Origin of the sequence: Microbacterium halotolerans (assembly GCF_003569805.1) — a bacterium.
Lineage (GTDB): Bacteria > Actinomycetota > Actinomycetes > Actinomycetales > Microbacteriaceae > Microbacterium > Microbacterium halotolerans.
Window position 1 is genome coordinate 35,886 of sequence record NZ_QVLP01000018.1, and the last position, 19,171, is coordinate 55,056.

A 19,171-nucleotide genomic window follows, 5' to 3' on the forward strand; every position below is an offset into this window, starting at 1 on the left:
CAGGGTAAGCGCTCCGGTGCAGCGACATGCCCTATGTGCGGTGATAGACGGCGAAAGGGCCGGTCGGTCCGTCCACCACCGTCACGGGTGTGCGGAACACCCTCGTGAGCACGTCATCCCGGATGATCTCGTCCGGTGTGCCGTGCAGGGCGACTCGTCCTTCCTCCATCGCGACGATGCGATCGCTGTAGGCAGCGGCGAAGTTGATGTCGTGCAGCACGATCACGATCGTGCGGCCGAGCTCGTCCGCCGCACGCCGCAGCTGCTGCATCATCTGCACGGAGTGCTGCGCATCGAGGTTGTTCAGCGGTTCGTCGAGGAGGAGATACTCGGTGTCCTGCGCCAGCACCATCGCGACATACGCCCGCTGCCGCTGTCCTCCCGAGAGCTGATCGATGTACCGCTGCTCCAGCGCAGTGAGATCGAGGAAATCGATCGCCTCGGAGATCTTGTCCTCGTCGTTCTGGGTGAGCCGACCGGCGCTGTGCGGGTAGCGCCCGAACCCGACGAGCTGACGCACGGTGAGCCGGGTCACGAAGTGGTTCTCCTGGCGCAGGATCGACACCGTGCGAGCGACCTGCTTCGATGGCGTCGTGTGCACGTTCAGTCCGCCGACCTCGACGGTGCCCTCGTCGGGGGCGAGCAGACGTCCCATCATGGTCAGCACCGTCGATTTGCCCGCACCGTTGGGGCCGACGAGGGCGATGATGCCGCCCGCGGGAAGATCGATCGATACGGGGCCGATCTGGACGTCATCGCCGTAGCGCTTGACGACATCGGTCAGGCGGATCACAGTCGCCCCTTTCTGAGGATGACGGCCAGGAAGACGAGGCCGCCGACGAGCTCCACGATGATGGTGACGGTGTCGACCATGGTCAGCACGTGCTTGAGCAGGAAGTACGCCCCACCCAGGATGACGTAGCCGAGCAGCCACGCGACGGGCAGGATGCGACGATGGTCGTAGGTGTCGGTGACCGAGTACGCCAGGGTGGCGACGAGGAATCCGAGGAAGGTCATCGGCCCGACCAGCGAGGTGCTCATCGCCATCAGCACGGCGATCAGCGTCAGCAGCAGCATGAGCTGGCGCTTGTGGTTGAGGCCGAGGTTGGTGCTGATGTCGCTGCCTAGCGCGACGACGTTCAGCCGGCGCGCCAGCAGCCAGATGGTGACGCCTGCCAGTGCGCACACCGGCGCGACGAACCACAGGAAGTCAGTGTTCGCGTTCCCGACGTTGCCGAACAGGCGGGCGCGCAGAATGTCGAACTCGTTCGGGTCGAGCATGCGCTGCATGAAGGTGGACAGTGCGCCCAGGCCTGATCCGATCACGATGCCGACCAGCAGCATCACGTGCAGGTTGCCGAGCCGTCCGGATAGCAGCCACGAGTAGAGGAGCACGGCGAACAGCACCATCAGGCCCGCTTGCAGCAGGAAACGGCCGAACTCGTCGACGACGAGCAGCCCGGTCGCACCGAAGAAGTACACGATCGCGGTCTGCACCAGGACGAACAGCGACTCGAACCCCATGATCGACGGGGTGATGATGCGGTTGTTGGTCACCGTCTGGAAGGTGACTGTGGCGAGGGACTGGCAGAACGTCACCAGGGCGATCACGACGATCGCCGACAGGCGCATGTTCGAGATCAGCCACCAACGTTCGCCGAACAGTGTGTAGGGGTTGTCCCAGGTCAGCATGCCGATCGTGACGGCGACGGCGACGGCGACGGCGATCAGGGCAGCGAGCACGACGCGATGGCGCACTTGATGCCTGCGGCTCGGGCAAGGGCCGACGCGGCGCTCGGCGGGCGCCGTCGCGGTGATGGTTGCGGCGTCAGCGGGCAACGGTCCTCCTCGTGCGCAGCAGCAGGAACAGGAAGACGATGGCGCCGACGGCGGCGAGCACGAGCGAGACGGGGATCTCGAACGGCATGATCACGATGCGGCCGATGAGGTCGCACACGGTGACGACCCAGATGCCGACGAGGAACACCCAGGGGATGTTGCTGCGCAGATCATCGCCGCGCACCAGCGACACCAGGTTGGGCACGATCAGTCCGAGGAACGGCAGCGCGCCGATCACCACGGTCACCACTCCCGAGACGACTGCGACCAGCGCGACGCCGAGCAGGACGATGCGCTCGTAGTTCAGCCCGACGTTGGTGGCGATCTCCTTGCCGAGACCTGCGACCGTGAAGCGGTCGGCGACGATCACGACCACAACTGCCGCGGCGGCGACGACCCACAGCGGCTCGTACCGACCGACCTGAACGCTGGTGAAGCTGCCGGCGAACCAGCTGCCGAGCGTCTGCAGCAGGTCGAACCGGATGGCGATGAACGTCGAGACGGCGCTGACCACGGCGCCCAGCATCATGCCGACGATCGGGACGATGAGCGACGACTTCAGCCGCACGCGGCGCAGGAAGGCGAAGAAGACGAGTGTGCCGCCGAAGCCGAACACGATCGCGATGATCATCCGGCTGAGCACTCCCGGATCCGGCAGCACGATGTAGGTCAGCAGCAGGCCGAGCCCGGCCCACTCCGTGGTGCCGACCGTGGTGGGTTCGACGAAGCGGTTCTGCGTCATGAGCTGCATCACGAGGCCGGCCATCGCCATGCTCGCACCGGCGAGCACCAGCGCCGCGGTGCGGGGGATGCGCGTGATCCACGTGAACTCGTGGCCCATGCCTGTGGCGTCCGTGATGTCGGCGACGCCGGTGAAGATCGACGCGGTGAGCAGGCCGAGTGTCAGGACGATCGCAACGGCGAGCACCCATGCGCTTCGCGTGCGGGAGCGGCTCCGATGGGCGTGGGAGGTCAGCGCATCGACATTCGTCACGCGATGCGAGATGGAAGGGGATGCATGCATGGTGAGGAGGGAGTTCGCGGCCGCCGATCGGTCTTCGCGGAAGCGACCCGTCGGCGCCGGTACAAGACTCAGATCACGCACCGGCACCGAAGGGTCACACGGTCACAGGGAGCCGAACGAGTCCGCCAGGCCCTCCAGCACGGTCGTGTAGGCGATGATGTCCTCGGTGAGGTAGAAGTCGCCCGGCATCACGTAGATCGCCTCGTTCTGCACGGCGGGAACCGACTCGAGCGCTGCCGAGCCGTTGATCAGCTCCATGGCCGGCGTCACCTCCTGGTCAGCGGCGAAAGCGGCGTCGCGGTCGAGCACGAGCAGGAAGTCGGCGTTCGCCTGGGCGATGGCCTCGATGGAGATGTCGTCGCCCTGATCGTTCGACGAGCCTTCGGCCTCCAGCGCGGGGGTCAGCCCGACGAGCTCGAAGAAGATGCTCGCGCCGCGACCGTCGGCGGGGGAGGCATAGCGGATCTCGTTGCCGCTGGTGACCAGGCCCATCACGCTGACCTCGGGGTCGTACGCCGACTTCGCGTCCTCGATGGCGGCGTGGAAGTCGTCGATGGCAGACTGCGCCTGATCCTCCTTGCCGAAGATCTCGCCGAGCAGCGTGACGCTCTCGATGAGGTACTCGTCCACGCTGAGATCGTCGTTCGTCATGTCGACGAAAGCGGCATCGGGGGCGGCGGCCTGCATGTCGGATGCGTGGTCCTGGTAGCGGTAGCCGTTCACGATGAGATCCGGAGCTGCCGCGACGACCTGCTCGAAGTCGGGCTCGCCGTGCGATCCGGTGTCGAGGATCGACTCGTCGTCGACCATCGGGTTGTTGTCGCTCATCAGCGTGCGCGGGGCGGCCGAGAGCTCGATGCCCCAGTCGGAGACGAGCTGGAACAGCCGATTGTCGGTGACCACGACGCTGTCGGCGCTGTCGATCGTCACCTCGTTGCCGGCCATGTCGGTCACGGTGACGGGGTAGATCCCGTCGGCCGCGGCCGAGCCGATTCCGGGGTCGCCCTCGTCGGACGTTCCTGCGCATGCCGCGAGTGCGAGAACGGCGCCGAGGGCGAGAGAAGCGGATGCAGCGAGCCGGCGTCTGATCATGGTGAGGTTCCTCTGAGTGATGAAGGGTGCAGGGCTGCCTATAGAGAATTAGGTTTGCCTAACCTTAATCATGAAGGATCGTCACCATGAAGCGCAAACTCAGCGCCGTGCTCAGTACCAGTTGACGGACTGGGAGTGCCCCCACGCCGTGCACGGGGCGCCATAGGTCGCCTGGATGTAGGTCAGGCCCCACCGGATCTGCGTGAGCGGGTTGGTCTGCCAGTCGCCGGCGACCGTGGACATCTTCGCGCCGGGGAGCGACTGCGGAATGCCGTACGCGCCGCTCGAGGGGTTGGAGGCCTGGTAGTTCCAGCCCGATTCCTTCTGCCACAGGTTCGACAGGCATCCGAACTGGTCGGAGCCCCAGCCGAACTCGTTCGCGGCGATCTCCTGTGCAGCCGCCTGCGCGCCGGCGGGCGACTGTGCGCTCGCGATCGCCTCGGCGGCCTTGCGCTCAGCCTCCTTCGCGGCCCTGCGCTCCTCTTCTCTGCGCTGCTTCTCGAGCGCCTCCTGCTCGCGCAGCTGCGCCGTCGCAGTGACGACGGCCTGTGCCTCGCTGGCCGCGCTCGCGGTGAGCCCGACGACCTGGTCGCGGGGGAGCTCCTCGTAGTCGGAGAGCTCGCTCACGTACGCCTCGAGGTCGTCCGTGTCGACGCTGGCGGCGGCACCGCTGAGCGCGGTATTCGCCTTCTTCAGCGCTGATTCGGCATCGCCGAGCTCCTCGGCGCCGATCGACAGTTCGATCGACTCATCCGCGGCTTCCGTGGAAACGCTGGCGGTCGCCTCGGGGTGAGCGGCGGTCTGCGCGGAGACGACGATCGCGCCGCTGACGACGATTCCCGCCACGAGCGCGCCGAAGGCGGCGAAGCGAAGGGTGCGGCGGGGCTTCTGGACGCGCTCGGGCGCGACGGGAGCGGTCTTGGGAAGGGGCGATTCGTGGGGCATGGCGGCTTTCGGGTCGACGTTACCGTGTCGTTACTTTTGGGATCCGTCGACCCTCTCATCCGTTTCCTGAGTGCCGCCTGCCTCGATGCTGGAGGAATGATATGAAAGCCGCTGTGCGTGTCAAGAGCCGTTATGGGCGCGCTTGCCTCGCAGGTTGGGTCATGATCCGCGTCACGGCAGGGATCATGCGGCATTGACCGACCTTGATAACGAACCGATAACGGAGGCGTGTGAGAGTGGCTCTCAGAATCCGCTGGGAGTCGCTCCGGATGTCGGGAACAGTCGGCGGGAGTGGGAAGCGCGTCAGTCGCCGCAGGTATGGGCGTGAGTGCTGGGAGAGGCTGAGGCGGCGTCCTCTCCGCGTTCACGCCTACGGCGTTGTGTGCCTACAGCTCGATGCCGTGGTCCTCGTCGTTCACGCCCTGGTTGCCGCCGCGCTTGCTCTGCCCGCTGATCAGCAGCACGATCGCGATGATGACGCCGATCGTCAGACCGAGCCAGATATTGCTCATGATGACGCCGACGAGCGCACCGAGCGCGAGTGCCGCCAGGGCGAAGGCGAGGGTGCGCAATCGGCTCATGGGCCCATTCTGCCGTGCGCAGGCGCGTGGGCGCGAACGGCGGGGTCAGCGGTCACGGTGGTCTTCCATGTGCACGCGCGCCCCGTGCCGGGGTTCGGTGATGCCCGAGGCGCCGATCAGTCGGATGATCCGCTGCCGCTGCCCCGCCCACGGTGCGAGCAGTTCGAGCATGCCGGCATCGTCGACGCGGTGACCTGTGAGGGCATGGCCGACGTGGTGTGCGAGGTGATAGTCGCCGACGCTCACGGCGTCGGAGTCGCCCAGTGCCCTGATGCGAGTCTCCGCGATCGTCCACTCTCCGATGCCGTGCAGGCTCCTCATCGCCGAGTCGAGGCGGCCGAGGGCCGCGGCGCGCTCCAGGCCGGGTGCGCGAGCGGCGACTGCGACGATCGTGCGCGACTGGGGCGGCTCGAGCCCCGCGCGATGCCACGCCCATGAGGGAACGCGCCGCCAGCCCTCGGGCGTCGGCGGTGCGTGCAGCGGCACGGGCGTCGGTCCTGGTGCGCGCTCGCCGAAGCGTGACACGATCTGCCGCCATGCGCCGAACGCCTGGTGCAGCGTGACCTTCTGTTCGGTGATGACCTGCGCGAGCGCATCGAGGAGCAGATCCGTCCGGCTCAGGCGGAGGCCGGGGTTGCGGCGGTGCGCCTCGACGATCAGCGGGTGCCGCGGGTCGAACCCGTCAGCGTTGTCGTGCGCTCCGCACAGTGCGGGAGCCTGTGCGATCGCCCACTCGCGCCCCGGCCCCCACGCGGCAAGTCGCACTGTGCCGTCACCGCGCTGCCGCAGGGCGAGCGTCGCGACGCCCAGCGGCGTCCGCGTCGCTCGCCAGATGACGCGGACGGATCGATCGATCGTCTGAGTCGGATCGCCTGGACCCCGCTGGAGACAGGCGACCGTCGCGAACAGGTCGAGCGGCCCGCTCGGGCGATACTCGCTCTCCAGCCGCTGACCGGCATCCGGTGCCGTCTGCTCCGCGCGCGGCCGGAACCGCAGAGCGAGAGCAGATGCGGCGATCATGCGTCAACGCTACGCGCTGCCTACGACATTCGGGGGTGCACAGGCCTTGCTCTGTCAGAGCAGCTGCCATTGTGGGCGCGTTGAGTTCGCCGTCGGCCGCCGTGTGGGGCTCCGAGCGTCGTGTGCCCTGTCAGTCGACGTCGGTCCCGAGCAGGCGAGGCTCAGACGGCGTCGGGCGACGGGGCGCCTGCGCCGTAGCGGACGGCGACGTCGGCGTGGCGGTCGAAGCGGTAGCCGACGCCGCGCACGGTGCGCACGATGTCCTCGTAGGCGCCGAGCTTGGCGCGCAGCCTGCGCACGTGTACGTCGATGGTGCGCACGCCCGGGGACTCCTCTTCGCCCGCCTGCCACAGCGAGGTCACCAGCTCGGAGCGTTCGATCGTGTGGCCCTCGCGGAGCACGAGGTACTGCAGCAGCTCGAACTCCTTGTACGTGAGGGTCGCGGTCTCGCCGTCGATCACGATGCGCTTGCGGGAGAGGTCGATGACGACGCCCAGCGCGGCCTGCGTCTTCTGGGCCTCCTGCTCGCGGCGGCGGACGGCGCCCGGCTCCTTGAGGGCGAGACGCACGACGTCGACATCGCGGCCGCCCGCCTGCTCGGGGGCGAGCGCGACGGCTGCGTACGTGTCGGCGCTGGGCGCGAGGTCGGCGATCGTGCGGCGCAGGGCGTCGACGAGCACCGGAAGGCTGACGCCGTCGATGGCGGCCTTGACCTCGTCGAGCCCGACGTAGAGCGCGAAGCCGCGCGGTGCGGTGCCGGCGGGAAGGTGTGAGGCGGAGGAGGCGGCCGGGGCGTCCTGCGCCTGCTCTTCGAGAGGGGGGACGGCGCGGAGATGGCGGCGGTCGGCGGACTGCTGGTTGAGAACGGCTGCGTTCGACATGATGATGATGCTTTCGGTGTCTGCCCTGTGCGGGCGTGTGTCTGTGTGCGTCGACCGGTGGGGTCGAGCGGTGCCGATGTCGTTCGGCGTGCCCTGCGAGTCAGGAGGGCGGGAGGAGCGGGCCGATCGGCCGACGCTCGAACTCACGGCCTCTCGGCCGGTGAGCAGGTGGGGCAACTGGAGGAGATCAGCTGCGCATTCGACAACACATGACAACGCGGCCGGGCATCATCATCCCGGCAACTCCGTTCGCCTCCCAGGCGGACAGGGTCGTTGCGCTGCTAGACATGCCGATGATTATTGCCTGGCGTGTCGCGGCGTGTCAAATGTGACGGACATCGCTCTGTCATGTGACGAAACATGTCGCATTCTGACCGGATGTGACGACGTGAGCGGGCGTTCTGCATCCGATGCGCGGGTGGTCAGCGTCGGTGCGCGGCGTCGTCTGCGGACGTTACTGATCACTGCGATCGAAGCGATTAGTTGGTGGTGATGGCTCTGTCGGCTTCGTCCGGATACTAATAGATATCAGCATGGTGATTAAAGGTTGACGGATGCATCGTTCGATGCAATTCTGGATCAGTCGCGATGATCATGGTGATTATGGAGGGCACATGAAGCTGCGCAAGAGCCGAGCCAGTGTCACGCGCCGCGCCGACGAGCGAGGCTGGCTCGCCGCCGCCGTGTTCGGGGCGCGGGAAGAACTCGGTCTGCGTCAGGAAGAACTTGCGGAGCTGGCGGGGTGCTCTGTCGGGTTCGTTCGGCAGCTCGAAGAAGGCAAGCGCACGGTGCAGCTCGCCAAGGTCGAAGCGGTTCTCGACGCGCTCGGTCTGCACCTGCAGATCACGTCCGGTTTGCGCGACGGAGTCGTCGTCGACGAAGAGCTGCTGCGGCGATTCGCGCAGGGAGCGTGATGATCTCCGAGGCCGCCGACGTGGTGCGCGCCGATGTGTACAAGGCGGGTGCGCTTGCTGCCGTGCTCGAGCGCACCGAGCGCGGGGTGGAGCTCCGATACACCGACGAGTGGGTGCGCGCTCGTGGGCGTGCGATCGCCTCGACTCTGCCGGTGACATCGGAGCCCGTTGTGAGCACAGGCGGTGCCGTTCCCGCATTCTTCGCCGGGCTGCTTCCCGAAGGGTGGCGACTGAGTGCACTGCGCCGGGCAGTGAAGACGTCGGCCGATGATGAGCTCGGTCTGCTCATGGCGGTGGGCAGCGATCCGGTGGGTGACGTGCAGGTAGTTGCCGCAGGCAATCAACCCGAGCGTGCGCCCGCGCGGGTGGAGACGGACGGCAGGGACTTCGGGCGGGTGAGTTTCGCCGATGTGATGCGCAGCTACGACATCGAGGTCGACCAGCGGGCGCTCGCCGGGGTGCAGGACAAGGTCAGTCTCACCATGCTGTCGCTGCCGGTGCGCGCGGCGTCGGGGGAGTTCATCCTCAAGCTCGATCCGCCGGAGTATGCGAATGTCGTCGCCAACGAGGCCTACTTCCTCGGGGCGGCGAAACTCGCGCGTGTGCAGGCGGTGCGCGCGGAGATCGTGACGGATGCCGAGGGTGCGCACGGGCTCGCGGTGCAGAGATTCGACAGGGTCGTGTCGCGTGCGGGAGCGCAGGCCCTTGCCGTTGAAGACGGCTGTCAGGTGCTGGGCCTGCATCCGGAGGCGAAGTATCGCGTGTCGACCGAAGACCTCATCACTGCGCTTGCCCGGATCTGTGCGGCTCCGGCTCCGGCGGCGCTGGAGCTGTACCGGCAGATCGTGTTCGCGTATGCGATGGGCAACGGAGATGCGCACGCGAAGAACTTCTCGGTCGTTGACACCGGAGCCGGATACCGCCCATCGCCGGCGTACGACATCCCGTGCACCCTCATCTACGGCGACTCGACGATGGCGCTGCGCGTGGACGGGCGCCGCGATGGCAACATCAGCCGAAGTCGGTTTCTGGCGCTCGCCGCGGCGGTGGGCATTCGCGAACCCGCGGCGGTGAGGGTTCTCGACAGCGTCGCCGACGCCGCGGACGCGTGGGTCGAGGGGGTGGGCGCTCTCCCGTTCGATCCCGGAGTTCTCCAGAAGACGAAGCGCGTGATGATCAACCGGCAGCGTCTGCTCCGTGGATGAGCGCGGCGCCCGAATCCGCGCGGAGCGGCGATCCCCACGAGAGCGACGCCGCTGGATGCGTGTCGGCGTACGCTGACGGGGTGGAAGAGATGACGTTCGCCAACGATGCCGCCGCTTCGCGCTACGAGCTGCGCCGCGGCGATGAACTGCTCAGCGTGCTCGACTATCGCGACAACGGAACGGATGTCGCACTGGTGCGCGCATTCACCCATCCGGCGCATCGCGGGCACGGGTATGCGGCGGTCGTGACTGAGCGCGCCGTCGAAGAGATCGTCGCGCGTGGCGATCGTACGGTTTCTCCCGTGTGCTGGTACGTGGCCGACTGGTTCCGCGACCATCCGGATCGGCAGGAGCTGCTCGCCGCGCGCTGAGCGGCTGCCGAGCGGGAGAGCCGATCGATCATCGGCACAGTTCGATATGTAAAAAATCCTTGACATGTCTTGAGTGGAAGCCGTAGCTTGCTTGTGTCGGGTTTTCTTTACATCGGAGGCTGGGATGTCGAACGATATCGCTCCGGGCGAGCGCAGCGCCTGGATACAGCTGATCGTCGCAGTGATCGGCTGGCTGGTCTACGCCACGGTGGTGCTGATCGGGCGGGGGAGTGCGCCGCTGGCGGAGGCGGCGTATGCGGTGCCGCTGCTGGTGACGGCAGCGGCGGTGATCGTGGTGTCCCTCGCGCTGCATGCGGCGCTGGGGGCCTTCGGCGGCACGCGTGATGAGCGGGATCTGCTGATCGAGAAGTGGGCGGAGCGGATCGGGCACGCATTCGCCGTGCTCGGTGCTGTTGCGGCACTCTCGCTCGCGCTGGCTGAGGCGGCGCACTTCTGGATCGCGAACGCGATCACGATCGGGCTGGTCGCCTCACTCGTGTTCGCGTCGGTCGCGCGCATCTGGGCGTATCGGAAGGGGTTCGACCCGACATGGTGAAGCCGACCAACGTGACCAACCGCATCCGGAATCTCAGGGCCGAGACGGATGAGATGACGCAGGCGCAGCTGGCCGAGCGGGTCGGCGTGACGCGGCAGACCCTGATCGCGATCGAGCAGGGCAAGTACTCGCCGTCGCTCGAGGTGGCGTTCCGAATCGCTCGGGCGCTCGGCGTGGGCATCGATGAGGTATTCGCATACCCGGAGAGGGAGTGACATGCGTGCGATCGAACAGGTCCGCTACGGTGGCCCGGATGTTCTGAACGAGGTCGAGCGGGAGGTGCCGGTCGCCGGCGGCGGCGAGGTGGTCGTGCGTGTGCGTGCGGCGGCCGTGGACGCCGGCACGGTGCACCTGCTCGAGGGACGGCCGGTGTTCATCCGGTGGTTCTTTCCGATCCGCCGCCCGCGCGTGCCGGGCGGTGACGTCGCGGGCATCGTGCACGAGGTCGGCGCCGGCGTCGACGGGGTCGCGGTGGGTGACGAGGTGTTCGGCGTCGCAGCTGCACCGGATGGGGCGCTCGCGGAGTTCTGTCGGGTGGAGGCGGCGCAGTTGGCGCCGAAGCCGGAAGAGCTGTCGTTCGTCGAGGCCGCGGCGATGCCGATCTCGGGCGCGACCGCGCTGCATGCGGTGCGCGATGCCGCGGGGGTCTCGCCGGGGGGCCGGGTGCTCGTGCTGGGTGCGGGCGGAGGCGTCGGGCACTTCGCGGTGCAGATCGCGAAGGCAACCGGGGCGGTCGTGGTGGCGGCGTGCAGTGCGGGCAAGGCAGAGATCGCGCGCGAGGCGGGAGCGGACGAGGTGGTCGACTACCGGGCAGAGGATCCGCTCGGCCGCGGGCCGTTCGACGCGATCATCGACACGGGTGGTCACCGGCCGGTGAAGGCGCTGCGTGCGGCGCTGAGGCGATCGGGCGCGCTGGTGATCGTCGGCTCCGAGCCGGAGCACGCGCCGCTGGGTGGTCTCTCACGCTCGCTGGGAGCCGCACTGCTGAACCCGTTCACGTCACAACGGCTCGTGATGCTGAGCTCGTCGGAGTCGGCGCAGGATCTGCGCGACCTGACGGAGCTGGTTCGCACCGGACGGCTGCGCCCGATCGTGCATCGCGAGTACGTGCTGGCGGACACGGCGGACGCGCTCGCCACGCTGGGGCGCGGAGAAGGAGCGGCGAAGACGGTCGTGAGTGTGGCCTGACTTGCGTTGCGCGTCCGGTGCGGGTGCCGTTGCACCGCGACGGACATCCGGACCCTGTCGTCACCCCATGGCGCGGCCGCGGCTCCGGCGGATGGTCGGTCGGCCCGCTCCGATCATCCGGGGCTCGGTGGCTATGCCTCGGAAGCGGAACCCGCATCGTTCGACGCGTCTGCGTCGAACAGGTCGATGCGCAGCTCGGCGGCAGGACCGACCGGGTTCACGACGAGACCGGCCATGTCGCCCTCACGAGCCGAGGCGACGATCCGGTCGAGGGTGGTCGGCTGCGCGACGGCGGTGGGCTGCCACGCCCAGAGCTCGGCCGGGCTGGTGAACACGGCGTGCAGGGTGTCGCCGTCGGGCCGCGTCGCCGTGGCGATGTTATACCCGATGGTGTCGCCGTCGTCATCGGCGACCGGGATGCCGCCGATGTAGACGACGGATTCACCGAGCATCGTGACGAAGTCGTCGATCTCGACATCGCCGTCGACGATGGCGGACGCGAGCCGCACGGCGTCGTCGATGTTGTCGCCGAACGCGCGCGTGATCTCGTCGCCGTAGGCGATGAAGGCGCCGTCCGTTCCCGCGTCGATCGCGATGCCGTCGTGGCGGTCGGCCGCCATCCTGAGCGTTGCGGCGGCGGGCTGTGCGAGCGAGTGCCCCGACGCGCCGGACGCGAAGGCCTCGAGGCGCGGGTTGTCGGTGAAGGCGAGCAGGAGATCCTTGCCGTCGTTGTCGGTCACGCTGGTGACCGCGAGCTTGTCGCCCTCCTGCATCGGGCTCTCAGGGTCGGCGAACTCGGAGTTCGAGATGTCGAGCAGAAGCTCGCCGGAAGCGACCCGGCGCAGCACGTCGCTGTGCGACTGCGCATCCTTCCGCTCACCCCACGCGGTCAGCGCCTCCTGCACACGGGAGTTCTGCACGAGGTTCTTCGGCTGCTCGTCTGACGTCATGCTTCCACGGTACGTGGGGGTGGGGACGTTCGCGAATGAGGGCGTGGCGAGGTCACTCTCGTCGATGACTTTCGAGAGCGTCAGCCTTCCGGCTACAGTATGGCTATGTCGCAGCCCCCATTTCATCTCCAGGTGGGCGCTTATACGACTCGTAGTGAGCTCGCGGCAGCTTATGGTTGCGCGACACAGGGCGGTATCATCGCCAGTAATCGATCCAACCGAGTATTTATTTTCACCGACCACGGTGAGAAGGATCAATTTGGTTACTTATATGACGGATTTAGCAAGGATGGATCCGTACTGTACTACACTGGCGCTGGCCAGGATGGTGATCAAAGTGAGACAGGGCAGAATTCATCGGTTCTCACTCACGCCAAGAAAGGGCGCGCGGTACATGCGTTTGTGGCGGACGGAGTTGTGCGTGGTACGCAAACTAAGCGTCAGAGATACCTTGGCGAGTTTATCTTGGACGTTACGAAACCCTTCGAGCGTCGGCCAGCGCCTGCTCGTGACGGTTCGACGCGTACGGTGATTGTATTTCGATTGCTCCCGGTGAGCAGTGTGTCGGAGTTTTTGTTATCGAAGGTCGGGTTTACTGACATCAAGCATGGTGTCGACTCGCGTGAAGTCCCCATCGAGATCAGCTCAGACTACTTCTTTGAAACTGCGGGGCAAGGGGGCGGTTCTGTAGTGCGGCGTGAGTCTCAACTTGTCGATGAGTTTGTCGCCAACAGGCGAGGGCATGAGTTTATGCGATGGTCGATCAACCTGCCGGATGAGCGCGCCCCGCTCCTTACAGATGTCTACGACAAGACCGACTTTGCACTGTACGAAGCGAAAGCTAGGTCAAATCGGGCGGATCTGCGTTTGGCTGTGGGGCAGCTGTACGACTACAAGAGACACGTTCCCGTTGATGATCTTCATTGCTCGATCCTGCTTCCTGAACGGCCGTCAGCAGATCTACGGGATTTCGTTAGATCGGCAGGACTTGGCCTGGTATTCAAAGAGGGAGAGCGTTTCAATTTCGACCTCGCCAATCCGGTCACCTCTAACTAGTTGTGGCCTCGATATCGTATCTACTTCGTAGATTCTGAGCACGTGCTTTGCGTCTCGAATATTATCGGTTTGTTTCGAGCAGCTGAACCGTTGGGATGTCCGCGGGTGCCCATTGAATCTCGGCTAGCTGAAATGGAGTAAGCCATCGGATCTCCGAGTGCTCGGTAAGCTGCGGTGATCCGCTGACAAGAGCGCAAACGAAGGTCGTGAGACTAACGATCCCAAAGTCGTATTCGTGCGTCGTAGTCGTGATTTCGTCTCCGACGTCCACGGCGCACGTCAGTTCTTCAGTGATTTCGCGCCTGAGAGCTTCACGAGCTGTCTCGTGCGGTTCAACCTTCCCGCCGGGGAACTCCCAGAGTCCGGTTAGCGGTCCCGATCCCCGTTGAGCGCACAAAATGAGCCCGTTCTGGAAGATGACGGCACCTACGACGTTGATCTGTCTTTTCACGAGAGTTCTCGCCGCGCTCTTACCGTCGCGCGTTCCCGAACAGCCCGCGCACGGCCCCAGACACGACCTGCTTGGTCAGCGACGAGCCCAGCACCTGCTCGAGCGGTGAGTGGGAGGGCGAGCGGCGGCGCGACGTGGTGCGGTTGCGCAGACGAGCAGCCTCGCGCAGCGCCTTCTTGTATTCGCGGCGAGGATCTCTCGTGCCGACTCGGGGTCGAGCGCGTCCGAGTATTTCTCCCACAGCGGCGACGCCGTCACGACCGCCGCGATCGTGCCATCCGGTGCCGTCGTCTGCTCGGATTTGAGTGACACGTGCCGCCGCCGCGAGCGCCGCCTTCTTCTCGGCGAGATCGAGCGCAGCCTGCGCCGCTTCGGCCTTCGCGCGCAACCAGGCGAGTTCGGTGTCGACACCGTCGTTCGTGGCCATGCGCTCAGCATAGCCAGCAGGCGAGACGCGGCGGCAGTGCCATCTTGTCGCCGTACGGCGACAAGGTGATCGGTTCCAGGGGTGCGGTATCCGGATGAAGCGGGGCAGGAAGGATGATGTCGGAACTCCCGCATACGGTTGGGGTATGCGGATCCTTCACACCTCCGACTGGCACATCGGGCGCTCATTTCATGGCAGCTCGACGCTTGAGGCGCTGGTCGAGGTGCTCGAGGCGCTGGTCGAGCGGGTCCGCGAGCTGGACGTCGATGTCGTCATCATGGCCGGCGACGTGTTCGACTCGGCGATGCCCGCGGCCGGCTGCTATCGCGTGCTGACCGAGGCGCTCACGGGCATCCGGAGCGCGGGCGCGCGCGTCGTCATCACGAGCGGCAATCACGATTCCGCTGCACGGCTGGGGTTCCAGGCGCCGTTCCTCGGTGAGGCAGGCGTGCACGTCATCACCGAACCGACTTCGATCGGCGAGCCCGTCACAATCGACGACGCGCACGGGCCCGTGCACTTCTACGGCATTCCGTATCTCGAGCCGGCGCTCGTACGGCACCTGTGGCCGGATGACACGCTGCGCACCCAGGAGCAGGTCATGCGCCACGCGATGCGCCTGGTGAACGCCGACCGCGACGAGCGCGGCGGTCGCTCGGTCGCGATCGCGCACTGCTTCGCCGCCGGTGTCGAGGCGACTCCGCAGCTCGAGCGCGAAGTGCGCCAGAGCCTCACACAGGGGTCGCTCGATGTGGTGCCGCTCGCAGACTTCGCGGGGCCCGACTACGTCGCTCTCGGTCATATCCACGGGCGGGCGGTGCTGGCCGACGGCATCCGGTACTCCGGCGCACCCCTGCACTACAGCTTCGGTGAGGCCGACAAGCCGCGCGGCGCATGGCTGGTCGACTTCGACGCCGCAGGCGTCGCCGCGACGGAGTGGGTCGACCTGCCGGTGCCGCGCCGGTTGGTCACGCTGCGCGGCGCGCTCGACGAGCTCCTCGCCGATCCTGCGCACGACGCACATCGCGATGACTGGGTCTGCGCCGTGCTCACCGACCGTCTGCCGCAGACCGAACCGATGCGCAGGCTCCGCGAACGGTTCCCGTTCTGCGCCACGATCGAGCACCAGCCGGAGCGCGATGAGACGGAGCGCCGTGCGCGCAGCTACCGCGATCGGGTCGGGCGGGGCACGCCTGACCCGCAGATCGTCGACGATTTCCTCGACCATGTGCGCGGCGGCGAACGGGCGAGCGATGACGAGAGACGCATCGTGGCCGACGTCGTCTCGCAGCTGCGGGCGGAGTCGAACGCATGAGAATCCGGATGATCGAGATCGAGGGCTTCGGTCCGTTCCGCGACGCGCAGACGGTCGACCTCGACCGCTTCGCCGGCGACGGGATCTTCCTGATCTCGGGCCGGACCGGGGCGGGGAAGTCGAGCATCCTCGACGCGATCTGCTTCGCGCTCTACGGTTCGACGCCGCGCTACAGCGAAGGTGAGAAGCGTCTGCGCAGCGACTACTCGGAGGTCGGGGAGCCGTCGCACGTGGTGCTTGAGTTCGAGGTCGGTGATGGCGCGTGGCGCATCGAGCGCAGCCCGGAGTACGAGCGCCCGGCCAAGCGCGGCGGCGGCACGACGACCGAGCGCGCCAGCGTGCACCTGTTCGAGCACACGGACGACGGCTGGCGTGGCATCGCGAGCAAGGAGCGGCAGGTCGCCGAGCACATCCGCGAGATCGTCGGCATGAACTCCGACCAGTTCCAGCAGGTGATCCTGCTCGCGCAGGGGCGGTTCGCCCGGTTCCTGCTCGCCAAGAACGACGAGCGCCGCACACTGCTGCGGTCGCTGTTCGGCACGCGCCGATTCGAGAACTACGAGCAGGCGCTCGACGAACGCCGCCGCGATGCCGAAGCCGGCGTCGGCGCGCAGACCGCCGACCTGCGTGCCCTGCTCGACCAGGTTGCAGAGCAGGTGGAGCGCGCACTCGCTGTAGAGGATGAGCCGGATGCCGGCGACGCGGCTGCGGAAGGCGGGTCGCGGCTCGATGACCTCGACGGTTCGGATCCTGACGGCGAGCAGCGCGGGGACGGAGTCGATGGCGCGGGCCGCGGGGATGCCGGTGACGCGTTGGTGCTCGACATGGAGTCCGAAGCCGCCAACGGCGAGGCGCCCAACAGCGACGGCGACCGTGGCGGGGCGGCGGACGCGGATGGCGCCGATGCTGATGGCGCGACAGGGACCAGAGCACCGGATGAGTCATCGGAGCAGGATGTGCTCGGCCCCGATGACTGGAGCGGGCGGATCGATCTGCTCGACCGTGCTGCCGAGCGCGCGGCGGAGCGGCGTGCGGTGCGCGACGCTCATGTCGAGCGGACCAGAGACGTCAGCACGCACGCCGAGCAGGTCGATGACGAACGCAGGGTGACGGCCGAGCGGCAGCAGCGGCGCGAGGCGGCGCGCTCGCGCCTGGCGCAGCTCGACGCAGAACGTGGCGACATCGAAGCCGCACGTGCAGAGCTGGCTGCCGCGCGGCGCGCGGACGGTGTGCGCACCGCGATCGACGCCGTCGCACACGCCGACGCCGAGGAGAAGACCGCGGAAGAGGCGGCGCGTGCGGCGCGCTCCGAGTGGACGAATGCGCGAGTCGAGGTGCACTCGCGCGAGGGCGGTTCGCCGGACGATGCGCCGGAGCCGGACGAAGCCGATGAGGCGACTCCCGGAGCGGATGCGGACGAGTCCGTTCTTCCCACCGATGAAGCAGAACCAGAAGTGCTGGATGCCTTCTCGGACGAGCTACGTGGTCGCATCGGAGCGTGGAATCCGCTGCGCGAACGCGAGAGCGAGCTGGCGCGCGATGCGGCCGACATCGAGGCGAAGCGGGAGGAGCTGAAGGCGCAGGACGCGCAGATCGCCGAGCTCGAGAAGCGGTTCCTCAGCCTGCCGAATCACATAACCGCGGCACGGGAGAGCCGAGACGCCGCGAACAAGCGCGCGGATCAGGCGGCCGCTGTCGACGAGCACATCAGCGCTCTGGAGAGCCAGTTCGCTGCGGCGCGCCAGGCCGATGAGCTGGCGAAGACGTACGCCGCTGCAGATGAGGCGGTCCGCGGCGCGAAGCAGCGGCTCGATGCCACAGGCAAGGCGGTCGACGAGCTGCACCGCCGCAGGCTCGCCGGATACTCGAGCGAGCTCGCCCAGCAGCTCACCGACGGTGAACCGTGCACGGTGTGCGGCTCGACCGAGCATCCGGCCCCAGCCGAGATGGCAGACGACCACGTCACTCCGGAGCAGATCGAACAGGCGGAAGAAGTACGTTCCGCGGCCTCCGCTGCGCACGAAAGCGCCAACGACGAGCGACAGCGAGCCAGCGCCGCCCTCGCCGACGCGCAGCAGCGCTCCGGCGGTCGCAGCGAGACCGAGGTGAACGGCGATCTGCTCGCCGCGCGCGAACGACGCGACGAGGCGCAGACGGCGCAGCGCGAGCGCGACGCCCTCGACGGGCAGATCGCGGAGCTGGAGCGCGAACGCGAGAGCCTGGGAGAGGAACGCACCACGACCGCCGCTCGTCGCGCGGAGCTCGCCGGCGAGATCGACGCCGCTCAGAAGCGCCTGGCCGACGACAGCCGCGCCGTCGCGGCGGCTCGGGGGAGCTTCTCATCGGTTGCCGAGCGGATCGGGGCAGCGCAGCGCCTTGCATCCCGTGCCCGCGCGTGCGCCGCAGCGGTTCGCGACGCCTCACGCGCATCCGGAACCGCCCGAGTCGCCCGCGCGGCACTCGACCGGGCACTCGGCGATGCGGAGTTCGACACGACCGAGGCCGCCCGCAACGCGATGCGCGACGCCGCGGTTGTGGCCGGTCTCGACAGGCGCGTGCGCGAGGCCGACACCGAGCGTGCGGCCGCGGAGCGCACCCTTGCCGAACTCGCCGCGTTCGAGCTCCCCGAGGCACCGGTCGACCGTGACGAGACGCAGCGCGCACTCGCCTCCGCCCGCGACGCCTTCACCAGGGCGCTCGACGCTCGCAGCGCTGCCGCGCAGCTCGCCGACGCCCTCGCCGACGCGCTCGAACGCGCCCGCACTGCGCATGAGCGGATCGCGGAGAAGGCGGAGACCGCCGCCGTCATCACCCGCCTCGCCGACACCGTCGCAGGTCGGCCGCCGAACGAGCGCCGCATGAACCTCGAGACGTTCGTGCTCGCCGCCGAGCTCGAAGAGATCGTGCAGGCCGCGAACCTGCGGCTCGCCGCGATGAGCAACAACCAGTACACGCTGCGCCACTCGGATGCCAGGGCGTACCGCAACGCCGCCGCTGGTCTGGGCATCGAGGTGTTCGACGCGCACACGGGCAGAGCACGCCCGCCGCAGTCCCTCTCGGGAGGCGAGACGTTCCTGGCTTCCCTCGCCCTGGCGCTGGGTCTGGCCGAGGTCGTCACGAGTCGTGCCGGCGGCATCCGGCTCGACACGCTGTTCATCGACGAGGGCTTCGGCTCGCTCGACGGGGAGACGCTCGAAGTCGCGATGCGCACCCTCGACGACCTGCGCCAGGGCGGCCGCACCGTCGGCCTGATCAGTCACGTCGAGCAGATGAAGGAGCAGATCCCCGCCCAGCTCCATGTCGAACAGACCCCGCAGGGATGGAGCGTCGTCCGACAGGAGTGACGCACGTCGTCG

General features: G+C 67.5%; 20 protein-coding genes. 9 read left to right on the forward strand and 11 right to left on the reverse strand.

Going from position 1 to position 19,171, the window contains the following annotated elements; all coding sequences use genetic code 11:
• Positions 1 to 31: 31 nt before the first annotated feature.
• The 8 genes from DZG09_RS15205 to DZG09_RS15240 form a co-directional block, all read right to left on the reverse strand.
• Entirely contained in the window at positions 32 to 793 is a 762-nt protein-coding gene (locus DZG09_RS15205; protein WP_119698607.1) for an iron ABC transporter ATP-binding protein, read from the reverse strand.
• Entirely contained in the window at positions 790 to 1,839 is a 1,050-nt protein-coding gene (locus tag DZG09_RS15210; RefSeq protein ID WP_119698608.1) for an iron chelate uptake ABC transporter family permease subunit, read from the reverse strand. The genes DZG09_RS15205 and DZG09_RS15210 overlap by 4 nt, the downstream gene beginning before the upstream one ends.
• Positions 1,829 to 2,833, reverse strand: coding sequence for an ABC transporter permease (locus tag DZG09_RS15215; protein WP_240424094.1), 1,005 nt, complete (start codon positions 2,831 to 2,833; stop codon positions 1,829 to 1,831). The genes DZG09_RS15210 and DZG09_RS15215 overlap by 11 nt, the downstream gene beginning before the upstream one ends.
• Positions 2,834 to 2,965: 132 nt before the next feature.
• Positions 2,966 to 3,955: an ABC transporter substrate-binding protein gene (locus DZG09_RS15220; RefSeq protein ID WP_119698610.1), complete on the reverse strand. Its 990-nt coding sequence runs from the start codon at positions 3,953 to 3,955 to the stop codon at positions 2,966 to 2,968.
• A gap of 111 nt (positions 3,956 to 4,066) precedes the next feature.
• A complete protein-coding gene (locus DZG09_RS15225; RefSeq protein ID WP_119698611.1) occupies positions 4,067 to 4,900 on the reverse strand; it encodes an aggregation-promoting factor C-terminal-like domain-containing protein in 834 nt (277 codons plus the stop codon).
• A 386-nt stretch (positions 4,901 to 5,286) separates the two neighbouring features.
• A complete protein-coding gene (locus DZG09_RS15230; RefSeq protein ID WP_162893345.1) occupies positions 5,287 to 5,481 on the reverse strand; it encodes a hypothetical protein in 195 nt (64 codons plus the stop codon).
• A gap of 45 nt (positions 5,482 to 5,526) precedes the next feature.
• Positions 5,527 to 6,501: a DNA-3-methyladenine glycosylase family protein gene (locus DZG09_RS15235; RefSeq protein ID WP_119698613.1), complete on the reverse strand. Its 975-nt coding sequence runs from the start codon at positions 6,499 to 6,501 to the stop codon at positions 5,527 to 5,529.
• A gap of 161 nt (positions 6,502 to 6,662) precedes the next feature.
• Complete coding sequence (locus DZG09_RS15240; RefSeq protein WP_119698797.1) at positions 6,663 to 7,382, reverse strand: winged helix-turn-helix domain-containing protein; 720 nt, start codon at positions 7,380 to 7,382, stop codon at positions 6,663 to 6,665.
• A gap of 614 nt (positions 7,383 to 7,996) precedes the next feature.
• Here DZG09_RS15240 and DZG09_RS15245 point away from each other — a divergent pair.
• The 6 genes from DZG09_RS15245 (at position 7,997) to DZG09_RS15270 (ending at position 11,616) form a co-directional block, all read left to right on the forward strand.
• Positions 7,997 to 8,296 carry a helix-turn-helix domain-containing protein gene (locus tag DZG09_RS15245; RefSeq protein ID WP_119698614.1) on the forward strand — a complete coding sequence of 100 codons (300 nt, stop codon included), beginning with the start codon at positions 7,997 to 7,999 and terminating at the stop codon, positions 8,294 to 8,296.
• Positions 8,296 to 9,501 carry a type II toxin-antitoxin system HipA family toxin gene (locus DZG09_RS15250; RefSeq protein ID WP_119698615.1) on the forward strand — a complete coding sequence of 402 codons (1,206 nt, stop codon included), beginning with the start codon at positions 8,296 to 8,298 and terminating at the stop codon, positions 9,499 to 9,501. Before DZG09_RS15245 ends, DZG09_RS15250 begins: the two co-directional genes overlap by 1 nt.
• 89 nt (positions 9,502 to 9,590) lie before the next feature.
• Complete coding sequence (locus tag DZG09_RS15255; RefSeq protein WP_119698798.1) at positions 9,591 to 9,872, forward strand: GNAT family N-acetyltransferase; 282 nt, start codon at positions 9,591 to 9,593, stop codon at positions 9,870 to 9,872.
• A gap of 124 nt (positions 9,873 to 9,996) precedes the next feature.
• Entirely contained in the window at positions 9,997 to 10,428 is a 432-nt protein-coding gene (locus DZG09_RS16680) for a hypothetical protein (RefSeq protein ID WP_162893346.1), read from the forward strand.
• Positions 10,422 to 10,643: a helix-turn-helix transcriptional regulator gene (locus tag DZG09_RS15265; RefSeq protein WP_119698616.1), complete on the forward strand. Its 222-nt coding sequence runs from the start codon at positions 10,422 to 10,424 to the stop codon at positions 10,641 to 10,643. The genes DZG09_RS16680 and DZG09_RS15265 overlap by 7 nt, the downstream gene beginning before the upstream one ends.
• Before the next feature lies 1 nt (position 10,644).
• Positions 10,645 to 11,616 (forward strand): NAD(P)-dependent alcohol dehydrogenase, encoded by a 972-nt coding sequence (locus DZG09_RS15270; RefSeq protein WP_119698617.1) that lies wholly within the window; start codon positions 10,645 to 10,647, stop codon positions 11,614 to 11,616.
• Between the two features lie 131 nt (positions 11,617 to 11,747).
• Here DZG09_RS15270 and DZG09_RS15275 read toward each other — a convergent pair whose 3' ends face one another.
• Positions 11,748 to 12,566: an SseB family protein gene (locus DZG09_RS15275; protein WP_162893347.1), complete on the reverse strand. Its 819-nt coding sequence runs from the start codon at positions 12,564 to 12,566 to the stop codon at positions 11,748 to 11,750.
• Between the two features lie 105 nt (positions 12,567 to 12,671).
• On the opposite strand from DZG09_RS15275, the gene DZG09_RS16685 reads away from it, so the two are divergent.
• Complete coding sequence (locus DZG09_RS16685; RefSeq protein WP_162893348.1) at positions 12,672 to 13,622, forward strand: SRA domain-containing endonuclease; 951 nt, start codon at positions 12,672 to 12,674, stop codon at positions 13,620 to 13,622.
• A gap of 61 nt (positions 13,623 to 13,683) precedes the next feature.
• On the opposite strand, the gene DZG09_RS15280 is transcribed toward DZG09_RS16685, so the two are convergent.
• Complete coding sequence (locus DZG09_RS15280; protein WP_119698619.1) at positions 13,684 to 14,073, reverse strand: (deoxy)nucleoside triphosphate pyrophosphohydrolase; 390 nt, start codon at positions 14,071 to 14,073, stop codon at positions 13,684 to 13,686.
• Positions 14,074 to 14,092: 19 nt separating this feature from the next.
• Positions 14,093 to 14,500 (reverse strand): hypothetical protein, encoded by a 408-nt coding sequence (locus tag DZG09_RS15285; protein WP_119698620.1) that lies wholly within the window; start codon positions 14,498 to 14,500, stop codon positions 14,093 to 14,095.
• Positions 14,501 to 14,645: 145 nt separating this feature from the next.
• Between DZG09_RS15285 and DZG09_RS15290 the strand changes: the two genes are divergently transcribed.
• Both DZG09_RS15290 and DZG09_RS15295 read left to right on the forward strand, forming a co-directional pair.
• Positions 14,646 to 15,815 carry an exonuclease SbcCD subunit D gene (locus DZG09_RS15290; protein WP_119698621.1) on the forward strand — a complete coding sequence of 390 codons (1,170 nt, stop codon included), beginning with the start codon at positions 14,646 to 14,648 and terminating at the stop codon, positions 15,813 to 15,815.
• The gene (locus DZG09_RS15295; RefSeq protein WP_119698622.1) at positions 15,812 to 19,159 is read left to right on the forward strand and encodes an AAA family ATPase; all 3,348 of its coding nucleotides are present in this window, start codon (positions 15,812 to 15,814) and stop codon (positions 19,157 to 19,159) included. The genes DZG09_RS15290 and DZG09_RS15295 overlap by 4 nt, the downstream gene beginning before the upstream one ends.
• Positions 19,160 to 19,171 lie beyond the last annotated feature (12 nt).